General features: G+C 38.1%; 16 protein-coding genes. 9 read left to right on the top strand and 7 right to left on the bottom strand.

What is annotated here, in order from left to right:
* Positions 1 to 116: 116 nt before the first annotated feature.
* A complete protein-coding gene (gene secA, locus P4L16_05085) occupies positions 117 to 3188 on the bottom strand; it encodes a preprotein translocase subunit SecA (GenBank protein MDR3624493.1) in 3072 nt (1023 codons plus the stop codon).
* A gap of 54 nt (positions 3189 to 3242) precedes the next feature.
* Positions 3243 to 4154, bottom strand: a complete 912-nt coding sequence (locus P4L16_05090) for a phosphatidylserine decarboxylase (protein ID MDR3624494.1) — start codon at positions 4152 to 4154, stop codon at positions 3243 to 3245.
* 75 nt (positions 4155 to 4229) lie between these two features.
* Here P4L16_05090 and mnmE point away from each other — a divergent pair, with 75 nt between their 5' ends.
* The gene (mnmE, locus tag P4L16_05095; protein MDR3624495.1) at positions 4230 to 5606 is read left to right on the top strand and encodes a tRNA uridine-5-carboxymethylaminomethyl(34) synthesis GTPase MnmE; all 1377 of its coding nucleotides are present in this window, start codon (positions 4230 to 4232) and stop codon (positions 5604 to 5606) included.
* Here mnmE and P4L16_05100 read toward each other — a convergent pair.
* The 4 genes from P4L16_05100 to P4L16_05115 are packed head-to-tail and all read right to left on the bottom strand — an operon-like array spanning position 5571 to position 8398.
* Entirely contained in the window at positions 5571 to 6218 is a 648-nt protein-coding gene (locus P4L16_05100) for an endonuclease III (protein ID MDR3624496.1), read from the bottom strand. The two genes, mnmE and P4L16_05100, sit on opposite strands and share 36 nt — an antisense overlap.
* Entirely contained in the window at positions 6209 to 6796 is a 588-nt protein-coding gene (gene ruvA, locus P4L16_05105; GenBank protein ID MDR3624497.1) for a Holliday junction branch migration protein RuvA, read from the bottom strand. Before ruvA ends, P4L16_05100 begins: the two co-directional genes overlap by 10 nt.
* A gap of 7 nt (positions 6797 to 6803) precedes the next feature.
* The gene (gene ruvC / locus P4L16_05110) at positions 6804 to 7274 is read right to left on the bottom strand and encodes a crossover junction endodeoxyribonuclease RuvC (protein ID MDR3624498.1); all 471 of its coding nucleotides are present in this window, start codon (positions 7272 to 7274) and stop codon (positions 6804 to 6806) included.
* On the bottom strand, positions 7274 to 8398 hold the full coding sequence (locus P4L16_05115; GenBank protein ID MDR3624499.1) for a hypothetical protein: 1125 nt from the start codon (positions 8396 to 8398) through the stop codon (positions 7274 to 7276). The genes ruvC and P4L16_05115 overlap by 1 nt, the downstream gene beginning before the upstream one ends.
* Positions 8399 to 8539: 141 nt before the next feature.
* Between P4L16_05115 and waaF the strand changes: the two genes are divergently transcribed.
* From waaF to P4L16_05145, 6 genes are read left to right on the top strand one after another with little or no spacing between them, the layout of a single operon-like run.
* Positions 8540 to 9598, top strand: coding sequence for a lipopolysaccharide heptosyltransferase II (waaF, locus tag P4L16_05120; GenBank protein MDR3624500.1), 1059 nt, complete (start codon positions 8540 to 8542; stop codon positions 9596 to 9598).
* Positions 9567 to 10940, top strand: a complete 1374-nt coding sequence (locus P4L16_05125; GenBank protein MDR3624501.1) for a UTP--glucose-1-phosphate uridylyltransferase — start codon at positions 9567 to 9569, stop codon at positions 10938 to 10940. Before waaF ends, P4L16_05125 begins: the two co-directional genes overlap by 32 nt.
* Positions 10941 to 10973: 33 nt before the next feature.
* Positions 10974 to 11972, top strand: a complete 999-nt coding sequence (locus tag P4L16_05130) for an NAD(P)-dependent glycerol-3-phosphate dehydrogenase (GenBank protein ID MDR3624502.1) — start codon at positions 10974 to 10976, stop codon at positions 11970 to 11972.
* A gap of 1 nt (position 11973) precedes the next feature.
* Positions 11974 to 13488 (top strand): NAD(P)H-hydrate dehydratase, encoded by a 1515-nt coding sequence (locus P4L16_05135; protein ID MDR3624503.1) that lies wholly within the window; start codon positions 11974 to 11976, stop codon positions 13486 to 13488.
* Between the two features lie 35 nt (positions 13489 to 13523).
* On the top strand, positions 13524 to 14084 hold the full coding sequence (locus P4L16_05140; protein ID MDR3624504.1) for a UvrB/UvrC motif-containing protein: 561 nt from the start codon (positions 13524 to 13526) through the stop codon (positions 14082 to 14084).
* Positions 14071 to 15132, top strand: coding sequence for a hypothetical protein (locus P4L16_05145; protein ID MDR3624505.1), 1062 nt, complete (start codon positions 14071 to 14073; stop codon positions 15130 to 15132). The genes P4L16_05140 and P4L16_05145 overlap by 14 nt, the downstream gene beginning before the upstream one ends.
* Before the next feature lie 3 nt (positions 15133 to 15135).
* Here P4L16_05145 and P4L16_05150 read toward each other — a convergent pair whose 3' ends face one another.
* On the bottom strand, positions 15136 to 16434 hold the full coding sequence (locus tag P4L16_05150) for an HIT domain-containing protein (GenBank protein ID MDR3624506.1): 1299 nt from the start codon (positions 16432 to 16434) through the stop codon (positions 15136 to 15138).
* A 223-nt stretch (positions 16435 to 16657) separates the two neighbouring features.
* Between P4L16_05150 and P4L16_05155 the strand changes: the two genes are divergently transcribed.
* Positions 16658 to 25003: an RHS repeat-associated core domain-containing protein gene (locus P4L16_05155; protein ID MDR3624507.1), complete on the top strand. Its 8346-nt coding sequence runs from the start codon at positions 16658 to 16660 to the stop codon at positions 25001 to 25003.
* A 19-nt stretch (positions 25004 to 25022) separates the two neighbouring features.
* Positions 25023 to 25403 carry a hypothetical protein gene (locus P4L16_05160; GenBank protein MDR3624508.1) on the top strand — a complete coding sequence of 127 codons (381 nt, stop codon included), beginning with the start codon at positions 25023 to 25025 and terminating at the stop codon, positions 25401 to 25403.
* Positions 25404 to 25618 lie beyond the last annotated feature (215 nt).

A 25618-nucleotide genomic window follows, 5' to 3' on the forward strand; every position in this document is an offset into this window, starting at 1 on the left:
GTATTGAAAAATGGCTGCAACTCGAGGACAATCCCGCAAAAAAAGGAGCCATTATCTATTGTGGAGAGCATGCAATGCATACAAGGACCTCAGTGCCTGCTCTTCCCTGGTATCTTTTATGATGCATCCGTAGTGCCGCAACATTTTTTGTATTTTTTACCACTCCCACACGTACAAAGCTCATTTCTTCCAGCTCTTGATTCAGCACTTTCTTGTATGCTTTCAATTTTAGGGCTAGATTTTGGAAGAGGAGCGCTTTCGAGTTGCGTGTTGATAATCGTAGATGCATGGTTATCCATTTCCATGAAAAAAGACCTTGTGGTCTCTAGATTAAGTTTAGAAAAGGGAAGAGAGTTCATCATAACTGTTGGATCAAATGTTACAACCTCAAAGCGGAAAAAGTCCTTTGCAATATCGGATCGAAGATGATGAGAGAGCTTTTCAAAAAGCAGAAATGCCTCTTGCTTAAATTCCACAAGAGGATCTTTTTGACCAACAGTGCGAAGAGATACTTCTGCCCTTAGATGGTCCATGTGAAGCAAATGCTCTTGCCACATTTGATCAAGTTTTCGAATGATTAAACTTCGAAGTGCATGATCTAATGCGTAATCATTGCTTGGGGTATTTTCCTGATTTGGCAGCTTTGCGCGTTCATGAATAAGCTTTTGTTCTAATGCTGCTTTTACAATATCAAAAGCCATATTTTCAATATCTTCTATCGATAGTAGGTCATCATCAAATGCATTTTCTGGAACAGAGAGAGGAAAATGCTCAATAAGCCATGTTCTATAGCCCCTTGGATCCCAACCACCCTCGATAGATTTACTCTTGAAATAATCTCCTGCAAACGTGCAACAGACACTATGTAGCAGGTCCATTGCAATAGGAAGCACTTCTTTTGCATGAAGCACGTCATTTCTAAAAGAATAAATTTCGTGACGCTGTTTGTTCATAACATCGTCATATTCTAGCGTATGCTTGCGTATAGTGTAGTTTCTCTGCTCGATACGCTTTTGAGCTGTTTCTATGGATTTATTTAAAATACCAGCAGAAATAGGCTCTCCTTCTGGTGGACGAAAACGCTTAAGCATAGAAGTTAAGCGAGGCGATGTAAACAAACGCATGAGCTGATCTTCGAAAGAGACATAAAATTTTGACGAGCCTGGATCACCAAGTCGTGCGCATCGTCCTCTTAATTGCCTGTCGATACGTCTTGATTGATGGCGCGTTGTTCCAATGACATGTAAGCCACCAGCTGTTGCAGCGCTCTTTTCTAGTTTAATATCAGTGCCTCTTCCTGCCATATTAGTAGCAATTGTCACTGCATTTAGTTTTCCTGCTTCCGCAATGATTTCAGCTTCTTTTTCGTGATACCTAGCATTTAAGACGGTGTGTTCGATATGATTTTGTTTTAGAATACGAGAAAGCTTTTCGGAAACATCGACAGATTCTGTACCAATGAGTAGTGGGCGTCCCTGAACATGTAGCGTTTGTATCTCTTTTACGATAGCGTTATACTTTTCTCTCTCAGACATATAGACCTCATCATCAAAGTCTTTTCTTTTACAAAGAGCATTGGTGGGAATAGCAAGAACATCGAGCTTATAGATCTCTTTGAATTCTCCAGCCTCTGTAAGAGCAGTTCCTGTCATTCCTGCAAGCTTGCTGTACATGCGGAAATAGTTTTGCAGAGTAACTGTTGCGTATGTCTGTGTTTCTTTTTGAATAGCAACAGATTCTTTTGCTTCGATTGCTTGGTGCAAGCCATCAGAAAAACGCCTTCCCGGCTGTGGTCTTCCTGTGTTTTCATCGATGATGACAATCTTATTGTCTTGGACGATATAATCTACATCCTTTTCCATGAGAAGATGTGCTCTTAAAAGCTGTCTTAAGTTATGAGAGCGCTCTTTTCTTTTTGCATCTTCTTCTACAAGTGCAATGCGTGCTTGAAGTTTTTCATCATCATTTAAATCTGTTGCATCTATTTTAGCATATTCTCCGCCAAGATCTAGCATCACAAAATCGCTAGCATCTCCCTCAGAACATTCTGACCAGGCGTGAATACCTTTGTCAGTAAGTTCATATTCGTTGCTTTTTTCGTCGACAATTACATAAAGATCTGAAAGCGATTTTGCTTTTTCTTCTTTATTTTGATCTGAGTAATAATAGATATCACAGTCGTCTATGGCTTCTCGAATATCGGGGTTTTCTTTTAATTTCTTTAAGATTTTGTTCTGAGGGGTTCCTTTGCTCACAAGCCAAAGTTTGCGAAAAGCTTCTTTAAGAGCATTTTCTTCGTCTTTATTCTTTTTCTGCACTTCCTCGGAAGGCTCTTTTAGGTAGCGTGAATTATCCAAAACTTTCTTGGCATCTGTTGCTAATCTATTGCATAAATCTCTTTGCATTTTTACAAGAAGAAACGCGCCATCCCTTAAACTATCGTACATTTGACGGCTATTAGGAACAGGTCCTGATATGATAAGAGGGGTTCTTGCTTCATCGATAAGTATAGAGTCCACCTCGTCGATGATGGCAAAGTAAAACCCTCTTTGCACCTGATCTTCTTGGCTTGTAGCCATGGAGTTATCTCTTAAGTAATCGAATCCAAATTCAGAAGCAGTACCATAAACAATATCGCACTCATAAATACCTTTTCGCATATGTTGAGGAACAACATTTGTAAGAGCACCCGTTGTAAGTCCTAAAAAGCGAAAAACAGATCCCATCCAAGCGCAGTCTCGCTCTGCAAGATAATCATTGACGGTGACAAGATGAACGGGTTTCCCAGTAAGTGCGTTGAGATAAAGAGGGAGTGTTGCAGTGAGCGTTTTTCCCTCACCTGTCTGCATCTCAGCAATACTGCCATAGTGCATAGCAATGCCGCCAACAAGCTGCACATCGTAGGGAACCATATCCCAGCGTTGGTTGTATCCAGACACATGAATTTCTGTTCCACAGAGTCTTCTACAGACATTTTTTACAACAGCATAAGCTTCTGGAAGTAATTGCTCTAAAGTTTCTCCATCTTCAACGCGCTTTTTAAACTCTATTGTCTTATTACGAATCTCTTCATTGCTTAAGAGTTGGTACTGCACTTCAAGTTGATTGATTTGAGGAACGGTTTTAAAATATTTTGCAACGATACGCTCCTGTGCAGAGCCAAATATTCTTTTTAAAAAGTTGAACATTGATCTTCTTCCATTTTTTTGTTAATGAAGAAGAGTCTACAGAATTTGAGGTAATTATTCAAATTCAATTCCCATAGACTCACCCATTTTGCAAAGCACTTCTATATGTGTTTCAGAGGCCTTTAAAAGATCTTTGTCGAATTGAATTTTATTTTTTTCAAAAAGCAAGACTAAAGTAGAGCCTCCAAAAGAGAAATAACCTTTTTCCTCTCCCTTTTTCACATACGTATTGGATACATATGTCTGATGGATGCTACCAACGTTTGTTGCTCCAACTTCCATAAAGAGAATCGTTCCGCTGTGTTTGGTTTCTAAGAGAGTATAAGCGCGCTTATTTTCAACAAAAATATTTAAATTAGCTCGAAGCGCAATGGGGTTTACAGAATAAAGATACCCATTGATAAGATGAGTTTCTTTTGCAAATGCATCTAGTGGAAAATGAAAGCGATGATAATCAGAAGGGCAAAGTCTTGCAATAACCATACTGCCATCACTATATTTTTCTGTTAGCAAGTCATCGTTAATTAATTTTTTTAAATCGAATTTTTTCTCTTTAATTACAAACCCATTTGCCTCTTGGATATCTGGATAGATTAAATAGCGGCCATCAGCTGGTATAATAATGCTGTTGCTTCGAGAGTCAATAGGTCTTGCATTTTTTTTTAACTTTCTAATAAAAAAATCATTAAAACAAGAAAAGCTTGAAAGTGGATCTTGAAATTCGCTCTCATTGACATGAAATTTTTTAATAAAAGGTATAATCTTCTTTTTGCTCAAAGGTAATTTTTGTAGGTAACCATAAAACCTTGAGAAAACAGCCGAACATGAAAAGAGAACTTGCAAGCATTTACCAAGTGTTTTATTTAAAAGGCTGCTTCCATAAATAAAAGTAAGTAAAGCCCCACCATAGACTTCTTCTTTTTCAATCTGTTCTGTACGCCTATTGATATAATAAATTTTATTCATAAAAACGATGCTTTATTTTGAAATAGAATCAGTATATAATTAACAGCCTTAATATAAAATAATTATTTAGGCTCTATGGAATTTGTTCATCGAACTTATCAAGTAGGCGACACAATTGCAGCCATTGCAACGCCTCCTGGCGAGGGTGGCATTGCTATTATTCGCATCACTGGAAAAAGTGCAATAACTATCGCTGAAAAAGTCTTTTCTGGACCAGTAAAAACTTATAAAACGCATACCGCTCATTACGGTAAAATCTTAAATAATAAAAAAGAAGTTGTTGACCATGTACTTTTATTAGTCATGCTAGGAGGCAATTCTTATGCGGGAGAAGATACAGTAGAAATTCACTGCCATGGGGGCTCTATTGTATCTAGAAGAGTTTTGGAAGTGGTTTTTGAAGCTGGTGCAAGAAGTGCATATCCTGGAGAATTTACATTCAAAGCATTCATGAACGGGAAAATTGATTTAGTACAAGCAGAAGCTGTTCAAGAGTTGATTGCTGCAAAAAATGAAAGAGCATTAGACTTTGCACAAGGCCAATTGGAAGGCTCTTTATCAAAAAAGATTACATTCTTTCAAGATGAATTAATTACAATAGCCTCCATTTTAGAAGCGTGGGTGGATTTTCCAGAAGAAGGGCTTGAATTTTCCTCCATGGAAGAGCTTTGCTTGCAACTGGAGGGCATTATTGCTTCCATACAAAAGCTTGTTGATACATTTCATGATGGAAAAATCTTACATGAGGGAGTCACTTTATGCTTGGCTGGCGCCCCAAATGTAGGTAAATCATCTCTCATGAATATGCTCTTAGATAAAGACCGGGCAATTGTAACTTCGATACCTGGAACTACAAGAGATATATTAGAAGATCATTTTCGTTTAAATGGTCTAAATGTTCGCTTAATGGATACTGCTGGTATTAGAGATGCTGAAGAAATAATCGAACAAGAGGGCATTCGAAGATCTAGACTGGCAATGAGCAAGGCAGACCTGATTTTATTTGTTTTAGATGCATCTTGCGTCATATCTGCAAGTGATCAAGAGCTTTTAGATGATGTACCAATGGAAAAAACTATTGTCATATGGAACAAAGTGGACTTGCCTCATGCGGCTATACAAGACCTTCCTTTTAAACATACTGTTAAAGTATCTGCTAAAGAAAAATGGGGTCTTGAGCAACTCAAAGAAAAGATCGATCAAGTAATTTGGGAAAAAGGACCCCCTTCAAAAGACGAACTCATCATCACTAATTTGCGCCATAAAGAAGCGCTTCTTACTGCAATGGATGCCTGCTATCGTGTAGTTTTAGGCCTAAGATCGGGTGTATCTCCAGAGTTTCTTACATTTGATATGCGCTCTGTTTTGACAGAGCTTGGTACAATTATTGGCACAAACATCACAGAAGATATCCTCTCATCCATTTTTTCCAAATTTTGTATCGGTAAATAGGCTGCAAATAGGACATAGTTTAAGATTATGTTTAAGAGCAGGACAATATTCACGAGAAAAATAGATGATCTGCAAGTGAAGCTTTATCCACTCAGATTTAGGATAGAGTTTTTTTAAATCACCCTCTACTTTTTCAACGGTTTTTCCAGATGAAAGCTTCCATCTTCTTGCAGATCTAAAGATATGAGTATCTACTGGAAATGCTGGCACGTGAAAAGCTTGAGCCATAACAACAGATGCTGTTTTATGACCTACTCCAGGAAGCTCTTCAAGTAATTCAAAATCGCAAGGGACAATTCCTTGATGCTTTTCTATAAGGATTTTTGAGAGGTTCCAAATGGCAGAAGCTTTTCTTGGTGATAGGCCACAAGGCCTAATAATTTCTTGAATCTGCTCAATAGACAATCGGACCATTTCTTGGGGAGTTTTGGCAAGAGAAAAGAGTTTAGGAGTGATTGTGTTAACCCTAGCATCCATACAGCGTGCTGAGAGTAAAACGGCTATAAGCAACGTATAAGCGTCAAAATGTTGCAGCGGAATAGCAGGGCTTGGATAAAGCTCATTTAAAATTTTTGCAACGACTTTAGCTCTTTGCTTTATATTCACGAACATCTTTCAAGAGCCTTTGTGATAAGAACAGCAAGGTCAAGAGGCTCTTTTATCTCTTTTAAGCAATGCTGAATTGCCTTTTCTGCAATAACAGAAGAATAGCCAAGATGAATAAGTGCGTTAATAGCATCTTGTTCGATGCGCATGGGAAATGAACTACTACTTACCTCTTGAGATAACTTTAAAAGCTTATCTTTTGTTTCAAGTATGATGCGCTCAGCTGTCTTCTTACCAATTCCAGGAACCCTGCAAAGGGCTGATAAGTTATTTTGACGTATACAAGAAACAAGGTCAATCACATCTAAATGGCCGATTAATGACAGAGCCGTTTTAGGACCAATTCCAGATATATTAATCAGTTTTTCAAAAAGATCCCGCTCTTGTTTTGTAAAAAAACCATAGAGAGCTTGAGAGTTTTCTCTAATTACAAAAGACGTATAAAGGCAAATTTTTTCTCCTGTAGAGGGAAGCTTTTGAAGTAAATTTGCAGGTGTTGAGAGTTTATAGCCAATACCATGTACTTGCAATATAGCATAACTAGGAGTTGCTTCTTCTAATATACCTTGAATGAATTCAAACATATTTTCCTTATAAAGATAGGGTGTGCAAGTGGCAAATTGCAAGAGCAAGAGCATCAGCTGCATCTTCTGGAGGTTCTTTTAGAAGGTTTAGATGGTATTTTACCATAGCTTGAACCTGTTCTTTTTTTGCTCTACCATTGCCTGTAATTGCAGATTTTGCCCTTGATGGAGCATATTCATGGATTTTTACTCCCTTTTTTGCAGCAGCAGTAATAATAACACTTCTAATCATTGCAAGTTTAAGCGCACTTTGTACATTTATTTTAACAAATTGAGTCTCTATAGCAAGTTCTAAAGGAGCATAGCGATCAATTAAGCAAGAGAGAGCATCAAAGAAAATGATAAAACGCTCCTCTGGTGTTGCGCTAAGTGGAGGTCTTATGCACCCAAAGTCAAGCACCATATAGCTACGATTTGTAACCTGAATGATCCCATACCCTGTAACTCTTGTTCCTGGGTCAATGCCAATTACAATCACTACTGCATCCCTTCAAAAAGGTCTTGCTTAAAGTTTGGCAATTTTTTAGGAGGAGGAATTTGAGAGAACAAATCGGGCTCTAAATTAGACTTTGGTTGCGTAAAAAAGATTTCAGAAGAAGATCCCATATACGACTTTATCGTTGAAAAAAGAGCTTGCATTCTCTCAAACTCTTTTTGCATGTTTGTAAAATGAGCAAGTTCTCTCTCTAAATCATGGATACATACTTGAGAGGTATTATATTTTTCTTGCCATTCGTTAGATTCTTGAAGCGATGTTTTAAATAGCTGCTCTTTTTCTTCAGAAATAGACTTTAATTGTCTACACTCTTCCTCTTTTTGCAATATAGCTTCTTGTAAAAGCTGTTCCCTTTTTGCCTGTTCTTTGCTTTGTTGTATTGCCTCTATAAGCCTTTGATGAGCTAGGTGAATATTTTGCTTAAGCTGATCTTGCTTACTTAAAAGAGCTTGTTTTTCTACCTCAAATTTTTGCAGAAAAGCTTTCTCCTTACTCTGAATTGTAAGAATTGTTTCTTGCCTGCTTTTTTGTAAAATAGCTTGAAATTCTACTTTTAGGCGACTAAGCTCATTCTCATGCTTCTGTTTTAGTGACAAAAGATCTTGTTGTGGATCATGTGTGAGAAAGTTTTGTAAAAGAGCGTGATATTCCTTTGCAAGATGATTGTTTTCCTCTGCATGTAATTCTAAAACCTCATTATAAGAAACTTCTTCTCTTTTGGGTTCTGGCTCATTTTTTTGCGTGAGTTTATGAGCACGCTGAACCTCTTCTAGATTAGATTTTGTCTTTTTAAGCTCTTTAAGAGCTTTTTGCAGAACATTTGCAACCTTGCTCTGCTGCTTTTTAAAAAACTGCTTTTGTTGAACGAGAGACGTGGATTTCTTGAGATTAATTTGAGACAAAAGTTCTTCAACCTCTTGCTTTTTATCTCGCAAAACAAGATTTTCTTCTCTTAGCGTTTGGTTGAGTAGTTTAAGTAAGAGAAGCTCTTCAGTAGCAGAAGAGGTTTGGGAGCGCAACTGCTGAAGTTCTGAAAAAGTTTGAGATAAAGCATCCCCCAAAGTTTCAATTAAATGATGAGAGGCTTTACTTGTTGTAAGTGTCATTGCTGTATTCTAATTATCAATTCCTTCTCAATCTTAAAGAAAACCCTTCTTAAAAGGCAATCCCTTCTCAATGAAATAACGTGCTTGCGAAAGTTTACGAAATTGGTCTATTATTTCGGTTGTAATTTGAGCTATTTTTGTATGAATATTAAAGATCCAAAAAATATTATTGTTCGCATGCCCAATTGGTTGGGCGACGCTGTGATGGCAACTCCCATTCTTGAAGATTTGAGGAGACATTTTCCTGGAGCCTTTATTACTGCAATGCTTCAAGAAAATATAGCCCCTCTTTTACAAAAAGATCCAAACATCAACGAGCTCTTTGCTTTTTCCAAGCCAAGCGGTTTTCTTAGAAGAATAGGTCAGCGGCAAATCGTTGATAAGCTACAAAGAGGGCATTACGATCTTGGGGTTTTGCTTACAAACTCTTTTTCCTCTGCTTGGTGGTTCTGGAGAGGTAATATAAAAGTTCGCATTGGATATGCAAATGATTGGCGCTCATTCCTGTTAACACATGTATGTAAGCCTTCTCGAGATAGTGAAGATATACATCTTGTAGATAGATATAAGGGGCTTTATTCCTGTTTAGATTTGCAACATACAGCAACTATTCCAAGGCTTTATTTATCTAAAGCTGAAACTGATATGGCAAAAAATACGCTTACAAGACAGGGTTTTAAAAAAGGCATGGTGCTTGTAGGTATTAATCCAGGGGCGGCTTTTGGCCCCGCAAAATGTTGGCCTGCAGAGCGCTATCGTATGATAGCAAAGCAATTATTAGAGGATGAAAGTGTATTTGTTGTCTTTTTTGGAGATAGTAAGAGCTTAGATTTGATAAAATCTATTTCCGCAGGGCTTCCTAAACGGGTATGTAATTTAGCAGGACTTACATCACTAAGAGAATTGATGGCGTTAATTGGAGAATGCTCCATCTTTCTTACCAATGACAGTGGTCCCATGCACATAGCTGCAGCCCTACAAACCCCATTACTTGCACTTTTTGGTTCTACCAATGAAAAAGCAACAGGCCCGTATGGGTTTGGAAAGGTTATTCATAAACATGTTGAATGCTCTCCTTGCTACCTCAGAACATGTCCCATCGATTTTCGTTGCATGAATCGTATAGAAGTTGATGAAGTTTATAAGAATTTACAAGAGATGATTGCACGTGCAAAAGAACAAAAATCAAACGCTCCTTGAAAAATTAAAGTACATGCACCAAGAGCATCTTTTGCAATACTTAGAAGATCTTGATGCATCTTATCAAAAGCAATTGACGGAAGAGATCTTATCTCTTCCTGAGGAAAAAGTTTTAGAGATGCAAAAATGTTTAAAACATCCTTTGCATGAGAGATGCCTTTCCTTTGAGCCTTTTTTAGATTATGTAATTGCAGGTAATGATCAATACATTTTAAAGGGTGAAAAAATTTTAAAAGAGGGAAAAGCTGGCTGTTTAATCGTTGCAGGCGGACAAGGCACCCGCCTTGGAATGCCTAAAAATGCCTCTAAGGGCACTTTCCCTATAACAATTGTCAAGAAAAAAAGCCTTTTTCAATTATTTGCAGAAAAGACAAAGGCTGCAAGCTTATTTGCAGGCAAACAATTGCCTATTGCTATTATGACATCTCTTCTTAATCATGACTCTGTCGTAGCTCATTTTAGAGAAAATGATTATTTTGGATTAGATGAAGAGCAAGTCTCATTTTTTTCTCAAGAGACCTATCCTTTTCTAGATGACCATGGAAAATTATTTTTAGAGTCTCCTAATCATTTAGCTAAAGGACCTTGTGGAAATGGTTATGCACTTTCTTGTTTTTATAAAAGTGCGATATGGCAAAAGTGGAAAGAAAAAAATATTTCTTACATCTCTTTTGTTCAAATAGACAATGCTCTTGCAGATCCTTTTAGTGCAGAATTACTTGGTTTTCACGTAGATCAAAATAATGAAGTGTCCATTAAATGTGCTAAACGGCAAGAAGAAAGTGTTGGCGTGCTTGTTAAGCAAAATGGACATTGCCGTGTCATTGAATATTTTGAATTTCCAAAAAAAGAGTGGCAAGCTAAGAAAAGTGATGGCTCTTTTTTACATGAATGCGCCAATTTAAGTCTTTTTTGTTTTGATAGAGATTTTATTGAAAAAGTAACTCTCTACTATTGTATACAAATGCCCTATCATCCTGTTAAAAAGAGTTCAAATAGTTTTGTTAAGAGAGATGGACAAATTTATCCAATAAAAAAAGAATCATGGAAATTTGAAAAGTTTATCTTTGACTGCCTGCCTTTTGCAAGCCGCATTGGAGCAATACTTTTTCCAAGAGAGCACTGTTTTGCTCCCTTGAAAAATTCAGAAGGGTGCGATAGTATCGATACTGTACATGCATTGTTGCAACAAACAGATGTTAACGTTTATAAGAAGGTAACAGGCACAACTCCTCCTCAACGAACGTTTGAACTTGCTCAGGAATTTTATTATCCTACAAGTGAATTACTACAGAAATGGAAGAACAAACCGCTTCCTGATGCTGCTTACATTGAACCTTAAACTTAGATAAAAAATCTAAAAGAATTATTTGATATGAAAATTGGATATTTAGGAGCTGGAACTTGGGGATTTTGTTTAGCCTCACTTCTTGCAAGCAAAGGATTTGAATGTGTCGTATGGGCTCGAGATAAAGACCTTGTAAAGACATTACAAGAGACAAAAGAACACCCAGACCTTCCTGGACATATAGCAAAAGGAGATATTAGGTTTACAAATAACTTAGAAGAAGCTCTTCTTGGGATTGATTTATTAGTTGAATCTGTAACATCCGCTGGGATTCGCCCTGTTTTTCAGCAAGTAAAAAATATAGGAATTCCCTATTGTCCCATTGTTTTAACATCGAAGGGAATTGAACAAAATACAGAGCTTTTGCTCTCAGACGTTATTGTAGAGATTTTAGGTACAGATTATGCTCGATTAATTGGTTGTTTAAGCGGACCTAGCCACGCTGAAGAAGTCGTACAGAGCCTTCCAACTTCTGTAGTTGCAGCAAGTCATGATAGTGAAGTAGCTCATACGATAAGAGATGCCTTTGTAACGCATACATTTAGAGTATATCCTAATACAGACTTAAGTGGGGTGCAGTTTGGTGGTGCCATGAAGAATATTATGGCTATAGCTTGTGGAATTTCTGATGGCCTTGGATTTGGAGATAATACAAAAGCGGCTCTAATGACAAGAGGATTACATGAAATACGCAAGCTTTCTGTGACAAAGGGATGTAGGCCAGAAACATTGAATGGTCTTGCTGGTATGGGAGATCTTTGTGTTACTTGTCTTTCAACGCATAGTAGAAATTATCGTTTTGGTCGTTTAATAGCGGAGGGCTGCTCTGCAGCTGATGCAAAAAAACGTATTGGGGTTGCTGTTGAAGGAATGTATACATGTGTTTCTGCAAGACAGCTTGGTATGCATCATCGTATTGATTTGCCCATAACGGATGCTGTATATCAAATTTTATATGAGAACATGCTTCCTTCTAAAGCTGTGAAGGAATTATTAACACGTTCTATCAAAGAGGAACATCTTTAAAATGAAAGTTGTTAATGCAAAGGAAATGGCTCGCATAGAGAAAATTGCCTTTGAAAGAGGTGCGAGTGATTTGCAGTTTATGGAAGAAGCTGGAAAGGGTGTGTCCATTGCCATTCAAAAGCTCTATCCAAAAGTAGATAATATCTTTGTTCTTGCAGGAAAAGGTAATAATGCAGGTGATGCTTATGTTGCTGCAAGATGGCTTTTAAAGCACTATTCTATTACAGTTTTTCAGTTAGTTGAATTAAGTGAATGTAGTCCTTTATGTCAGCTACAGGCTAAAAAGTTTGTTGAAGCAGGCGGTATTATTCAATTTGTTTTAGACAAACAAAAGCTTGTTTTTTCACCAGGGGGAATTATTCTCGATGGAATTTTTGGAACAGGCTTTCAAGGAAGAGTTAAAGGGCTTTTTGAGGATGCTATTTCTCTTGCAAACACTTCTTCTTTGCCCATTGTTGCAATAGATATACCTTCTGGATTGAATGGGAGTACAGGAATTGTAGAATCTGTTGCTATTTGTGCGACGTGGACTTTATTTTTAGAGCTTCCAAAGACTGGTTTTTTTATTCAGCAAGGTTTTGATCATATAGGCTCTCTTTATCCCATCTCATTTTCTCTTGATAAATCAATAATTGAGCTTGCAGAAGAAGATTTTATTTTAGAAGAGGATGCATTTATTGCATCCATGCTACCAAAGATCAAAAGAACAAGACATAAATATCAAAGTGGTTTTGTAGTGGGTTTGACAGGATCTTTTGGTATGCCAGGAGCTGCTATTTTGTCAGGGCTCTCCTCTTTAAGAGCAGGCTCGGGCATTGTAAAGATCTTATGCCCTTTGGGAATGGATCAGGAGCTGTCTGCAGCTCCTCCAGAGTTGATACGTTTTTATTATAAAGAATCTGACTCATCAGAAGAGGTGTTGCAGATGATGCATAAAGCAACAGCCGTTTATTTGGGCCCTGGTATTGGCAAGAGTATTCTTACAAAAGAATTGCTTAAAACGATTCTCTCTAAATTAAAAACGCATGCTGTCATCGATGCAGATGCTCTGAATATTATTGCAGAGGATGAGTCGATAAAAATTCCTCAAGAGAGCATTTTAACGCCCCATAAACAGGAGATGGATCGATTACTTGGTAAAGCCCTTCCTGGGGTAGTAGATGAGGAATACATTTCTTTATGCCAAAATTTTTGTAATAAAAAAAATATTATCCTTGTTTTAAAGGGCGCGCCTACATTTATTTTCCAAAAGGATTTAAAACCTCATCTTTCCATTAAAGGTGATCCTGGAATGGCAACAGCAGGAACGGGTGATGTATTGACAGGTATTATTTCAGCCTTTCTTGCAGCAGGGCTAAAGCCTTTTCATGCTGCTTTACTTGGAACTTTTGTACATGGAATGAGTGGTGAAATCGCAGCTTTTGAAAACACCTCTTATTCTATGATTGCACATGATCTGATCCAAGCACTTCCTCAAACTTTTAAAAAGTTGCTTAATATTAAGGAAATTTTCTAAGATTCGAAGAAATTTGAATTTTAAGATGATCCCTTATGAGCGATAGACCTTTAGAATGCGTTGAATGCAAAAAACCAATAAAAGTATGCTACACAGAAATTATTGGTGATACAATTGTCAAGACCAGTATGTGTGCAGATTGTCCTGAATTACAAAGAAGACTCCATGGCATTCCTGCAACAACTCAATTAGAGCAAATATCTGGTCGTGCAGGCCTTTGTTGCGGAAGCTGCGGGACTACGTTAGATGCAATTAAGCAAGGAGCTCCTCTTGGTTGTAGCGAATGTTATGAAGTTTTTGGCGATGTGATAGCAGCTGATTTAATAATAAGCAAAGCTTATCAAAGAGAGCCCCTAAAAGATAGGAAAAGCAAGCTGATTCATTTGGGCAGGTCTCCTGGAGAGACCGGCAAACTAAATCCAGCCCTTCGTTTGCTTGCATTGAATGATGCACTTACTGAAACACTTACTCGGGAAGATTATGAGCAGGCAGCACTACTTCGAGATCAAATTAAAGAATTAACAGAAAAGAGTGATTCAGAAAAAAAAGATGTAGATAAGCAGAGCATGGAGAAGAAGGATAATGGAACAAAGTAAACTTATTCCAATTCTTCAAACACCTCCTTGGAAGAACAATCCTAATTCGATCTGGATTGCGACGAACTTAAAAATATATAGGAATGTAAACAAATATTTATTTCCTGGAAAATTAGACCGTGAGCGTCAAAGACAGCTTTCTAACATTTTACAAAGCGCCGTCATATCATTAAAGGCTCTCAACAATCCAAGCCATATTTTTGCCAAAGAACTCTCTGCAGCAGAAAAACATTTTTTATTTGAGCATTTTCTTGGTGTAGAAAGCTTTCATGAAGCCCACGGGGAAGAGGCTTTTGTTATTGATAATTCTGGAGGTTTTCTTGCTCTCATCAATGTAAAAGATCATTTGCAACTGCAAGTTACAGATTATAAAACAGAGATTGAAAATGCATGGGACTTCCTTGTAAAGATAGAAACAGAGATTGGAAAAAGTATTGATTATTCATTTTCATCTCGTTTTGGTTTTTTGACATCCTCACCCAAACATTGTGGTACAGCATTTATTGGAACTGCGTATTTACACGTACCCCTCCTAGTTCATACAAACCATTTATCTACTTTTCTGGAGAATGAACTCAATGAAATGATTGAAGCCGCAAGCCTGCAAGGCGATTTAACAGAGCTTATTGGAGATTTATTAACGCTGCATAATAAAGTAACAATTGGCATATCAGAAGAAGAGATTGTAAAAATGCTGCGTATTACAGCAACGAAGTTAATGATGGCAGAAAAAAGTGCTCGTACTACATTAAAGGGGCATGAAGAATCATTAATTAAGAATAAGGTTAGCAGAGCTTATGGCCTACTTGTGCATTCTTATCAAATTGAGACTGTCGAAGCATTAAATGCTTTGAGCCTCTGTAAGCTCGCAGTAGATCTGCAATGGTTAAAAGGAATTGATCACACATTACTCAACGAACTATTTTTTAGTTGCCGCATGGGACATTTGATGAGTATCTACCCAGATGTTTTAGATCCAGAAGATTTTTCTAAAAAGCGTGCAGAAATTATTCACAAGGCCTTTAAAGACACAAATCTACTTGTCTAATCCTTAGGAAGCAGCCTTTTCTAAAATAAAAGTTCCTTGGATCTTTGCTTCGAGCTTTAAGCTAAATTCTTCTCGAATTCTGCGCATCTCTTCATCCAAAACACAGCCACTAGGACACAAGGAGGCCATTGTCCAAGTTAAGGCAATTGTTTTAGGATCGATGGCAACAACTTGCTCATGGGAATGAAAGACTGTTTGGCCAACTGCTGGGCTATCTTGCGTGTAAATTACAACCTCGCACTCAGGATGAGCATCTTTTAATACCTCTACAAGAGCTCTTCTTACGATAAAAATGTCGTCGATTTCTTCCTGAGTAAGATTATAAACCTTTTCAGTATGCCTATTGGGAAGTATCAAAAAAGCAGAACCTGCCTTTGGGCTTTTACGCATATTATAAAAAACAGAAACTCCGTTATGCCGATAAACTAATTGACGCTCAACAATAGTAGGCTCACAAAAAGCACATATAGCAGATGTGACTGCTTTGACTGTCTCTGGCACCTCTATTGATATTTTTTCTTCAAAAAAAATCTCTTCTTTTACAACACCTCCTCTATCTTCTAGAAGCTCAATTAGGTGGCGGTATAATACTTTTTCCGCTTCTAACTGGTAAGACTCATGTCTAGAATAGGGAAAAGTAAGCCTTGTAGAGGCTTCATCAACGGGTTCATGCTCTTGTTGAAAAGCTAATTTCCAAAAATCTACTTGCTCAAGAACTTCGTCTCTTGTGATTCCATAAGTAAGTGGTGATAGATTAGCTGATCGAAAAAGAACCTGGCGATTACAACCCACCTTATCTACGGTATGTTTTATTCCACCAAAACCTGGTAAATGAGGGATAACTTCTATAACATAGCGATTTAAATGTCCCTCTTGAGGTGTGTCAAACTGAGCCACAACAAAGCCTTGAATTTGCTTAACCTGATAAATTTCTGTAATTTTTTTAATTGTTGCAAAAAGTTCCGCATTTTCTTCTTTACTAACGCTAGCAACGCCTCTTATATCAAAGCGCTCGAGTGCAATTGCCAGATGGTGCGGCACACGTGGAGTTTCTGGAAAGAAAACAGTGAGTGTTTTCCCCTTAAAAACTTCCGTTTCTAAAAGATTGCCTACTGGCCCTCGTCGCAAAGGAAGTACCTTCCTTTGAGCTAACGTCGCATCGCATTCAAACTTTAAAGGGATCTTTGACAAAGAAATACGCTGTGTTACTTCATCTAAGTCTAAAGGCTGCAAAGCCTGTACTAAAGCCTCAGGAGATTGAAAAAAAATTACATGAGCACTAGTTGTTCCTTGAACCGACATAAAAACTCCCAATAGAAATCTTAAAAAATAATGCATCACTTAATTGAAGATGCCATAAAAGTTCTCCGATTTTTGCTCAGAGAGTGTAAAACGAAACTTCCAACTCTTCAAGTAAAATAATTTGTATCGAGAAGCCCCTATTGTGTTAAGATCTTGTTGTGCTTTTTTTAAAATCCTGCTAGTTTCCAATGCTTTATATTTTCTATAAAACTCAAAGAGCCTCATGAAATACCTGCGTCTTCTTTTTTTGCTACTGTTCATTCCCTGTTTTCTTCATGCATATGACAGAGAAGCAAGCAAAGATCTTTTTGACAAGGTTGTTGTAGAATGGAAGCTAGCTGAAACATTAATTAAGCAAGTTAATAATCTACATGCAAGTCAGCATGACAGGCGTATTCCCCTTCTTAATGAAGCTATTGCTGCTTGCAATAGAGCCATTGGGCATTGCGATGCGTTTTTCAAAGACTATTCAAAACAGCCTGAAAAAAAACGAAAAGAGTCATGGCGAACAGAGATGAAGAGTGCATTTCAAGATGCTAAGGAAAAGTGCTCTTCTCGAATAAGCTCTTTAGAAACCTCCATTAGAGATATCATCTCTACAAACTTAGCCTTTGATAAAGCAAGTACCTATCTTCAAGAGGCTCAAAAGAGGGCAGTTCTTGCAGAAACCAAGAACAGGGAATGTCCTCGCAATTTAAATAATGTAGATGTAGTGGTTGCAGCACTTATTGAAATTGCTAAACTCTATGAAGAGTCTGCCGATTGCATGCAAAAGGCTCTATCCTATATTGCTATATGTGGAAATGAAAATGATAAGAAATGGCTAAAAAAAGAGGAAGAAACTTATCTAGAAACTGCTGATAAATATAGAAAAGAGGCCCAAGAGTGGCCAAAAACTGTTCTTGATCAGAAAGTGCTCTTGAAAGAGAGGCTCTTGGCATTAAGAAAAGAATGCAATCTTCTTGAAGAGAAGGGCCTAAAGCGCAGCTCTTATGATGTGCAAAAGCAGATTCTATTCATTTTAGAGCAACTCTCAAAGGGCTTAGGTGAAGAAGTATATAAAGATGAAATTACAGAGTTAAAGGTATTATGTGCGCTCTATGAAACAGATGCTGATAATAAGCGTTTAACTAAAAACACTCAAACACTTACTGAAGAAGAGTTTAGAAGGAGAGAGAATGTAAGAAGAACACATTTTTATGAAGAAAAGCTTGTCTTCCCTGAATTGTTTCTTCCAAGCTTAGCACCAAATGTTGTGTGTCCCTTTTCTATACCCTTAGATGGGCAAGTTTCGAGAAAAGAAAAAAGCTTTACACTGTATACAGAACAATTTTATCGCTTTTTAGTGCAAAGCGACTTTCCTGCAACGGAACTGCTTGTTAAAATAGGTAGAGAAGGAAGTATTGTTTATGAGGAAATGATCACATTGCCCCTCAAGAATATTCTGAGCTGGGAGCAATATGTTAGAGATGATGGAATGGTTTTTATTCCTGAAACAAGGCTAAAAACCGAGTTTGGAATAGATTTGCGCATTAGCTTTGTCTTCAATCCTAAGTGTAACTTCTCCATGATCATCACACAAAAAGTGACTTGTCCAGATCACCAACTTTCTTTTTCTCTAAATGATGGAATTATCCTGTATGAAACTAACTTTTTAGTGCCACCTCCTTGGCAACTGAGCCTGCTCTGCAAACCCTCTTTGTCAAATATAGACATACCAATAGGTAAAAAAGATCCTTTTGTAACATTTTCTATGCCAGGAAACTTAGACCCAACTTTTCTCTCAGAGCAGGTCCATTTCCCCCTTCTTGATCAATTTGTAAGCGAGCTTCAATGCGACCCTATGGCACTTTCTGGATATGTCCAAAATGAGATTGCCCTTGTAGACCCTTTTCTATCGCAAGATCAGGGAGTTTTTTTAGCTCCAGAAATTCAAAGAAGCGCCTATAGAACTTATTTAGAAAAGCAGGGCTCTCCTTGGGAGCAGTGCCAGCTTCTTGTCTATCTTTTACGAAGAGCAGGCCATAAGGCCCTTTATGCTGAAGGAGGTCTTTCTATACTGCCTAAGACCTTTGTAGAAAAGATGCTCTTTACAAGCCTTCCAGAAGGCCTGGAAGAGGGATCGCTTAAATATCCTTTTGTTCTTTTTTCTAATGGAAAAGAATGGATCACACTCTTTCCTTGGATCAAAGAGATGCAAGTGAATGAAGGGTATGATTTATATAACTGTATGCCAGAAGAGTATGCAAGTGCAGATAGGTGGATCTTACACTATTTAAAAAGCGATGAAAATATTTTAAAGCATATAGGCCCTGATGGAAATGATACGGCAGGTGTGCTTTTCGTGCGTTTTGTAGAAGAAGAGCTTAGAAGGCAAGGGCTCTCACTTATGGATGTTGGTGTTCAGCGCATTCAACTTAAAAAGCAATTTACTTCGTGGCATGATTTTCCTCGCCCCACCCTTAAAGGAGGTGTAAACCTCACAGACTCTTTAAAGGATTTGAAAGTATTTGCAACAGTCCAGATAGAAATCTCTTCTCGAGAAAACCCTCAAAAACAACTATCCTATGTTTTACCACTGGCAGATTTAGACTGCAACGCACTCTCTTTACGTTTTTCTGCTAGCAAAGAAGGTTGTCATAACTTTCATGTACGTATTGCAGAAAAAGAATCGATTCTCACTTTAGATGCTACAGATCAATTAATAGATATTAAGATAACATCAGAGGCTATTATAGGAACAGAGCTCTCTAAATTATCTCAAACGCTTTCTTTTGCCAAAGGCACAAGCGCAGCACTCTGTTTTTATTTTAGTGGAGCAAGCCCTCAATTAACATCTCAAGTTTATGAGCAATTTGTAAAAGAAAAAGAAGATGCAAGACGTGTGCATGCGCTTCTTACCTTTGTTGGCACTTCCTATTTTGAAAAATGTGGCCGTATAGAAAATATACTTGCTGATCTACATAAAACAAGACCTATGACAGCTCTTGCCTTTGGCCTTGCCAAACTCTCTCCCGACTCATCAAAAGGCCCTATCAAAGCAGAGCCTGATTTGACACTACCTCAAGTAGATATGTTTTGGTTCAAATCTCGCCCACTTACGTCATCTGCTTGGAATCAAGAAATTCATACAGCCAATAGACAACTTAGATCTCTTACAACGGTAGATGCATCTTCTAATGAGCACCAGATCTTAAAAGAGGTCTTTAAAGACCCATGCCCCATCTCTACAGTAAAACTTTTGCAATTAGCACATCTACAACACAAGAAAAATGGATTATTAGGAGAGGGTTTTATTATCTTTACACCCTCCTCTTTTGAGTCAGCAGAAAATATACCTGAAACGGCACAAGCGCTCTATTTTTCTCACCTGGAAAATTTAAACCTTCATGATGTACAAACATCCGCTCAAAGCGGATGGGATATTCTTAAAGATCTACTTGGAAAAGATAATCTTCTTAGTAGCTGGAGTTATGCTTATATGACTCCAGGTAAAGTTCAAAGCCTAGATGGAACCTACAAGGAAGTAGGCGGTCTCATTTTGAATCCCAACACACAGTACGCTCTACTTACTGGTAACAACTTATTATTCCACGGTGGGCTTGGCTCTCCCTTGCCAAAGAACTTTACGACGCCCAAAGCCATTAGTGAATGGGATCTTGTCCTTACAAATCATGGCTATGCATTAGATTTTCCACCTTCTAAGACTACATTTGACTCTGATTCTCTCACACCTCTACCTATCACAACAAAGTGGAGCTCTGATGTAAGAGCAGAGCATAAAACGAACATACATACTGTAGCAGACCCTATTGATGTTGTAAGTGGAGCCTTTTATATTGATGAAGTGGATCTTAACTTGCCAGGACCCTTTCCTTTTGAAATACGTCGTAATTACAATAGCCAAAATCCTCTCTCTTGTGACTTTGGATCTGGTTGGAAATTGAGTTTAAACCCCTATCTTGTCGAACAAGATGGTAAACTATATGCAGCTGAAGCAGATGGCTCAATTATCGTCTATAGTTACAATCAAGAAAATTCTTGCTGGCAAATATCTTTCGAAGATAATCCCGATCTTTGCAACTTTAGCCAAAAAGGTGTAGGTGGTCTTGCAAACCCATTTCATGCCTATATTAAAGACAACATACTTTATGGAACAGATGGTTCGACAAGATATTTTGAAAATGGCTTGCTTAAGAAATGGGTCGATGCCAAAGGATGCACACTTATATTTTGTTATAATGAAAAGCACTTATCTCGTATTGAAAACTTTGTAGGTGACTTTTTAGGCTTTCACTATAATCATGAAGGCAAAATCTCTGAAGTCTATGCTAAAGATGGCAGAAGAGTCTCTTACAACTACGATGCACAAGATAATTTAATTCAGGTAACACTTCCTAATAACGCTATCATCTCTTACGAATATGATAGATTGCACCGTATCATCAGAGAAACTAAACCTCAAGGAAAGCTGCTAGAAAACATCTATGATGATCAAGGAAGAGTAATTGAGCAACGCACCCCTATGGGTCTGCAACAAGAGCTAATTGCAAGCGTTAACTTTACCTATCAAGAGGGCCTTACAACGCTAACAGATGCTGGTGGCGCTCAAACAATCTACAAAATCTTCCAAAAACAGATCTACAAAACTATAGATCCTTTATGCCGCCAAACATACACTTCATGGTTTATAGACGAAAAAACCTGGTTTGACCCATTAACAGAGAGTGTTAAAGAGTATAATGAACCTGGCGCTTGGCCAAAAAGCTTAAAGTCCACTACGGATAAACGCGGCCTTACCACTTCCTATCTCTACGATAAAAAAGGTAATCCTATAGAGATTACCCTTCAAGGAGAAGACCTTACAGGTAATGGAGATGGATCCATCACCAAAAAACTTACCTATAATAAACGAAACCTCTGCATTCAAGAAGAGATCTTACATCAAAAGACTCTAAGCATCTATCTTAACGATAAGCCTCTGCCCGCTAGAATAGAAAAATACATAGGTAATAAACTTCTCTCTTACATAGATCTTAAATACAATCATCTTGGCCAAGTATTAATAGAAGATTACTCAGGTGCTATAACCAACTGGGAATATAATATCAGTGGACTTCCTATTAAAAAAATACAATATTCAAATACAAATGATCCAGACATTGTTACAGAATATACCTACAATCACCAAGGTCAATGCATCCAAGTCATCTCTACAGATAGCTATCAACAAAATCGCTACGACATTATGGGGAATATACTAGAGTCCAAGGTATTTTCTCTCAATCACACACTACTCTCTGCTATCCACATAGGCTATAACCTCAATAACCAGCCTATCTGGAGACAAACAGCTAATACACAAAATACTCTCTACCTAGATTATCACGCTTCAGGTCTTCTAAAAGCCAAAAGACAAACACTCAACTCAAATACTGCCTACACTCTCTATGAATATGATTCTAGAGGCAATTTAATCCAAGAAGTTGATCCAAGGGGCTCTTGCACCTATCGCGATTATGATCTTCTTGGAAGAGTTCAATGTGAAACAAGAGAAGAATGCTCTACTCTTTTCACTTATGAGTCTGGAGGACTTCTTGAAAGCGTGACTTCACCCTCAGGTGCAAAAACAATGTACCTCTACACTACCAATGGTCTTCTAAAAGAGGAGATCTATCCTGATGGAACAAGAAGTGCTATCATTTATGACTTCTTTGGAAGACCTGTCCAGGAAACCAAAAATAATATCACCTGGAATATTACCTTTGATGATTTAAATCGAAAAGTAATACGCACCCATCTAGAAACAACAGAGGTTCAAGAGTTCGATGCAAGGGGAAACCTCATTAGCTTTACTGATGCTGCTGGCTATACGTTAAAGAGAACGTACGATGCATTAAATCGCCTAAAAAGTGAAACGACTCCAAAGGGAGAGTCTACCCATTGGAATTATAATGAAAGCTGTCACATTTGTACACTTCCTAGTAATGAGCTAAAAGGTGTGCGCTATGAAGGGAGCCGTGTTGTAGAATCGATAGCTTGGAATGCCCAAAGAGAAATTATTGCACATTCCACAAACGCTTACGATCCCCTCACAGATATTCAAACGCTTACTCAAGGAGATATAATTACCCAAACGTGGCTGAACCCTCTTGGACAGCCCCTGAAAATACAGCAAGGAGATATCGTTACAACTTATAATTATGATACCTCTGGTAATTGCATAGCCTTTACTGAAGGCGATGCACGAACCACCTATCAAACGTACGATGCATTAAATCGCCTAATTCAAAAAGAACTTCCCGATGGCAGCATACTGGATTATGCCTACGATACAGATTCTAACCTGATTGAAACTCATCTTCCTAACCATGTGTCCTGGAAAGCGCGTTACGACTCTATGGGAAGAAAATGTTCTGAAGAGTTACAAGCAAAGGGATGCACATCTCAGCATTGGGAATATACTTACCTTGATGGACGCCTCATACAATCAAAAGATCCTGAAGAGCGCATTCATGCCTTTTCCTACAATCCTCAAGGAAGGCTTATTCAAGAAGATGTTGAACACTCTCAGCGTAAATACACCTACGATCCTCGTGGATTATGCACTTCTGCTCAGCAGCTACAAAATAATGAGCACTCCCTGATAGAGCGCTCTTACGACTGTGATGGGAACCTCACACTAGAGTCCATTTACCTCAATTCCACTCTCTTACAACAGACTCATCAATCCTGGACACCCTCTACAAGATACCTAAAAATAGGTGATCATGAGCGTCAATTTACTTACCAAAATAATCAGCTAGTACATGTTGCAACCCACCACACCTACTATGCTTATACCTATAATCTTCAAAATACCCTGCAAAGCAAAAAAAGTCCCTTAAGCACTACAACCATTGAGTATAACAGATCCTCTCTTCCACAAACAGTATCCACAAACTCTTGCCAAGAATCCCTCGCCTGGGATCACTCTGGCAAACTCATTTCCTATTCCTCTCCTAAACAACAAAAGCAATTTACCTATACACTTCAAGGCTACTTGCAATCTGCAGGCCCACAAAGCTATCAATTCGACTTTGGATCTACCGGCACAGGCATATGCACTTCATCTCCTACTCAAAGTATATCCCAAAATGACTTAGATCCCTTTGGAAGAGTCATCCATGATCAAAACACTCTAATCACTTACGATTCAACAGGGCAAGTCACATCTCAAAATCAAAAACACTTTGAATGGGATCCTTGGGGAAGACTCACTTCCATCACTGATGATACCTTTACCTGGAAAGCTTCTTACGATGCTTTTGGAAGACGCTTGCAAACTCATTATACACCTGCTTATCAACCGACCCTTACCACAACCTCATTCTATGATCCCGAAACAGAGTTTCAAGAAATTGGCGTCCATTTTGACAACAAAATATTCTGGAAGATCTATGGCCCCAATTCCTGCGATGCCGTCCATGACAATACTGGAACATCTCTCATTCTAGTCCACAATGCTCTTGACCAGCTTTCAGAAATACTCTCTCCAAGCACAACTCATTCCATTACTCAACCACCATCTCCTTACGGCCCTCAAACTCTAACACCTCCTCCCACAGATCTCTTGACCTACGCTCAATCCCTAACATGGCATAGCCAAACACAAGATCCCACAGGTCTCATCTGGATGGGAACTAGATACTATGATCCCAAAGTAGGCAGATTCCTAAGTCCCGATCCCGTAGGCCACCCCATTGCCCTCAATCTCTATACTTACGCCAACGGCGATCCCATCAACTATTTCGATCCCGATGGCCGCTGCGCCTCTTACGTCTACAAAACTACATCAGAAACAATTATTAGCGGCCTTAGCAGCCCTCATTTTCACGGTGCAATGCAAACCATTGGAGGTGCTATAGAAACAAGTATTGGTGTTGGGATAACCTATGCAACCTGCGGTTTTGCAGCTCCCGTGGGATGTGCTATTATAGCTCATGGCCTGGATCAAACTGTAGCAGGACTACAAACAGCTTTCTCTGGACGGCATCACTCTACATTATCAGAGCTAGCACTACGACAAACCGGCGTGTCAGCCAATACAGCATCATTAGTCAACAATGGTGTAAGCCTCCTTACTACCATGGGTGGCAGTGCCATGCTCCAAGGTACACGAGGTACTGCTTTAGCGGCACTTCGATCGCCTTCAAATTTTAAGATGAATTTTATTCAAGAAAATGAACAAATTCTATTTGGACAAAAGTCTGTAAGTGCATTTTTTTCAGAAACAGGGACTTTTCAATCGCAGCCTATTTCAAAGATAGTTCAAGGACTCAAAAATGGGACGATTTCATCTGAGGCACTTCCACTAGAAATAGTTATACGTAATGGACAAAAAATTACACTAAATAATCGTTCTCTTTTAGCCTTAAGAAGGGCTAAAATGGAACCGCAAGTAATTATTGATAGAACAGGAATGAAAAATTTTGAACTTTTGCTAAACAAACACCTTAAGGACAATCTTCCTAGCAATACTATTAAAATACGAGGAGGTCCTTCGGGAACTTCTTTGATCAATCCATAAGATAAAAATACGAGGAACAATGAAAATTAAAGAAATAAACATTCCTGCTGCGGGAACATGGGCAAGAGATTGTGAGTTAATACGCTTGTCTGATTACAAAGGTTTTAGTTTAGCTTATCATAAAGATGAAGATGATACCTATTGGAATATGAAATTTGAAGGGATTGTGGCATACAAGGTAATTACTGAAGAATTTTCAACAACTGGGTATTTAATAAATTTACCGGTGGAAGGCGCGTTTTTTGAAATAATAGATTCTCCTTGGATACATGAATTTGGTGAACACCATGATAGAATTCTCAATAAATGTAAGCACTATATTTTTCAATTTTATGATGAAACACTAGAAGTAGTGGCTCAGAATTTTGTTGTTGAACAACTACAAGGAAAACCTATATAAAATAACGCCAGCTCGATTTTCAACTATCTGCTAATCAATAACTTGAATAGTTAAAACACGGAGACGCGGAGACACGGAGACTTATAATTTATCATTTATGATGCGGTCCAATTCACCCACATAGGTTACAGTTTGATTCACCAACATAGGTAACAGTTTTGTCTTTATGAGAGATAAAAATTCTAATCTTAAAGACATAAACTGATTCACCAACA

Source organism: Chlamydiales bacterium (assembly GCA_031292375.1).
Classification (GTDB): domain Bacteria; phylum Chlamydiota; class Chlamydiia; order Chlamydiales; family VFKH01; genus JARLHF01.

What these genes read in the sequence shown, in the direction of transcription:
- P4L16_05140 (MDR3624504.1), top strand. Translation starts at nt 13,524, where the DNA reads ATGAGCGATAGACCTTTAGAATGCGTTGAATGCAAAAAACCAATAAAA.
- waaF (MDR3624500.1), top strand. Translation starts at nt 8,540, where the DNA reads ATGAATATTAAAGATCCAAAAAATATTATTGTTCGCATGCCCAATTGG.
- P4L16_05150 (MDR3624506.1), bottom strand. Translation starts at nt 16,434, where the DNA reads ATGTCGGTTCAAGGAACAACTAGTGCTCATGTAATTTTTTTTCAATCT.
- P4L16_05135 (MDR3624503.1), top strand. Translation starts at nt 11,974, where the DNA reads ATGAAAGTTGTTAATGCAAAGGAAATGGCTCGCATAGAGAAAATTGCC.
- P4L16_05100 (MDR3624496.1), bottom strand. Translation starts at nt 6,218, where the DNA reads ATGTTCGTGAATATAAAGCAAAGAGCTAAAGTCGTTGCAAAAATTTTA.
- P4L16_05130 (MDR3624502.1), top strand. Translation starts at nt 10,974, where the DNA reads ATGAAAATTGGATATTTAGGAGCTGGAACTTGGGGATTTTGTTTAGCC.
- P4L16_05160 (MDR3624508.1), top strand. Translation starts at nt 25,023, where the DNA reads ATGAAAATTAAAGAAATAAACATTCCTGCTGCGGGAACATGGGCAAGA.
- P4L16_05145 (MDR3624505.1), top strand. Translation starts at nt 14,071, where the DNA reads ATGGAACAAAGTAAACTTATTCCAATTCTTCAAACACCTCCTTGGAAG.
- P4L16_05090 (MDR3624494.1), bottom strand. Translation starts at nt 4,154, where the DNA reads ATGAATAAAATTTATTATATCAATAGGCGTACAGAACAGATTGAAAAA.
- mnmE (MDR3624495.1), top strand. Translation starts at nt 4,230, where the DNA reads ATGGAATTTGTTCATCGAACTTATCAAGTAGGCGACACAATTGCAGCC.
- ruvA (MDR3624497.1), bottom strand. Translation starts at nt 6,796, where the DNA reads ATGTTTGAATTCATTCAAGGTATATTAGAAGAAGCAACTCCTAGTTAT.
- P4L16_05115 (MDR3624499.1), bottom strand. Translation starts at nt 8,398, where the DNA reads ATGACACTTACAACAAGTAAAGCCTCTCATCATTTAATTGAAACTTTG.
- secA (MDR3624493.1), bottom strand. Translation starts at nt 3,188, where the DNA reads ATGTTCAACTTTTTAAAAAGAATATTTGGCTCTGCACAGGAGCGTATC.
- P4L16_05155 (MDR3624507.1), top strand. Translation starts at nt 16,658, where the DNA reads ATGAAATACCTGCGTCTTCTTTTTTTGCTACTGTTCATTCCCTGTTTT.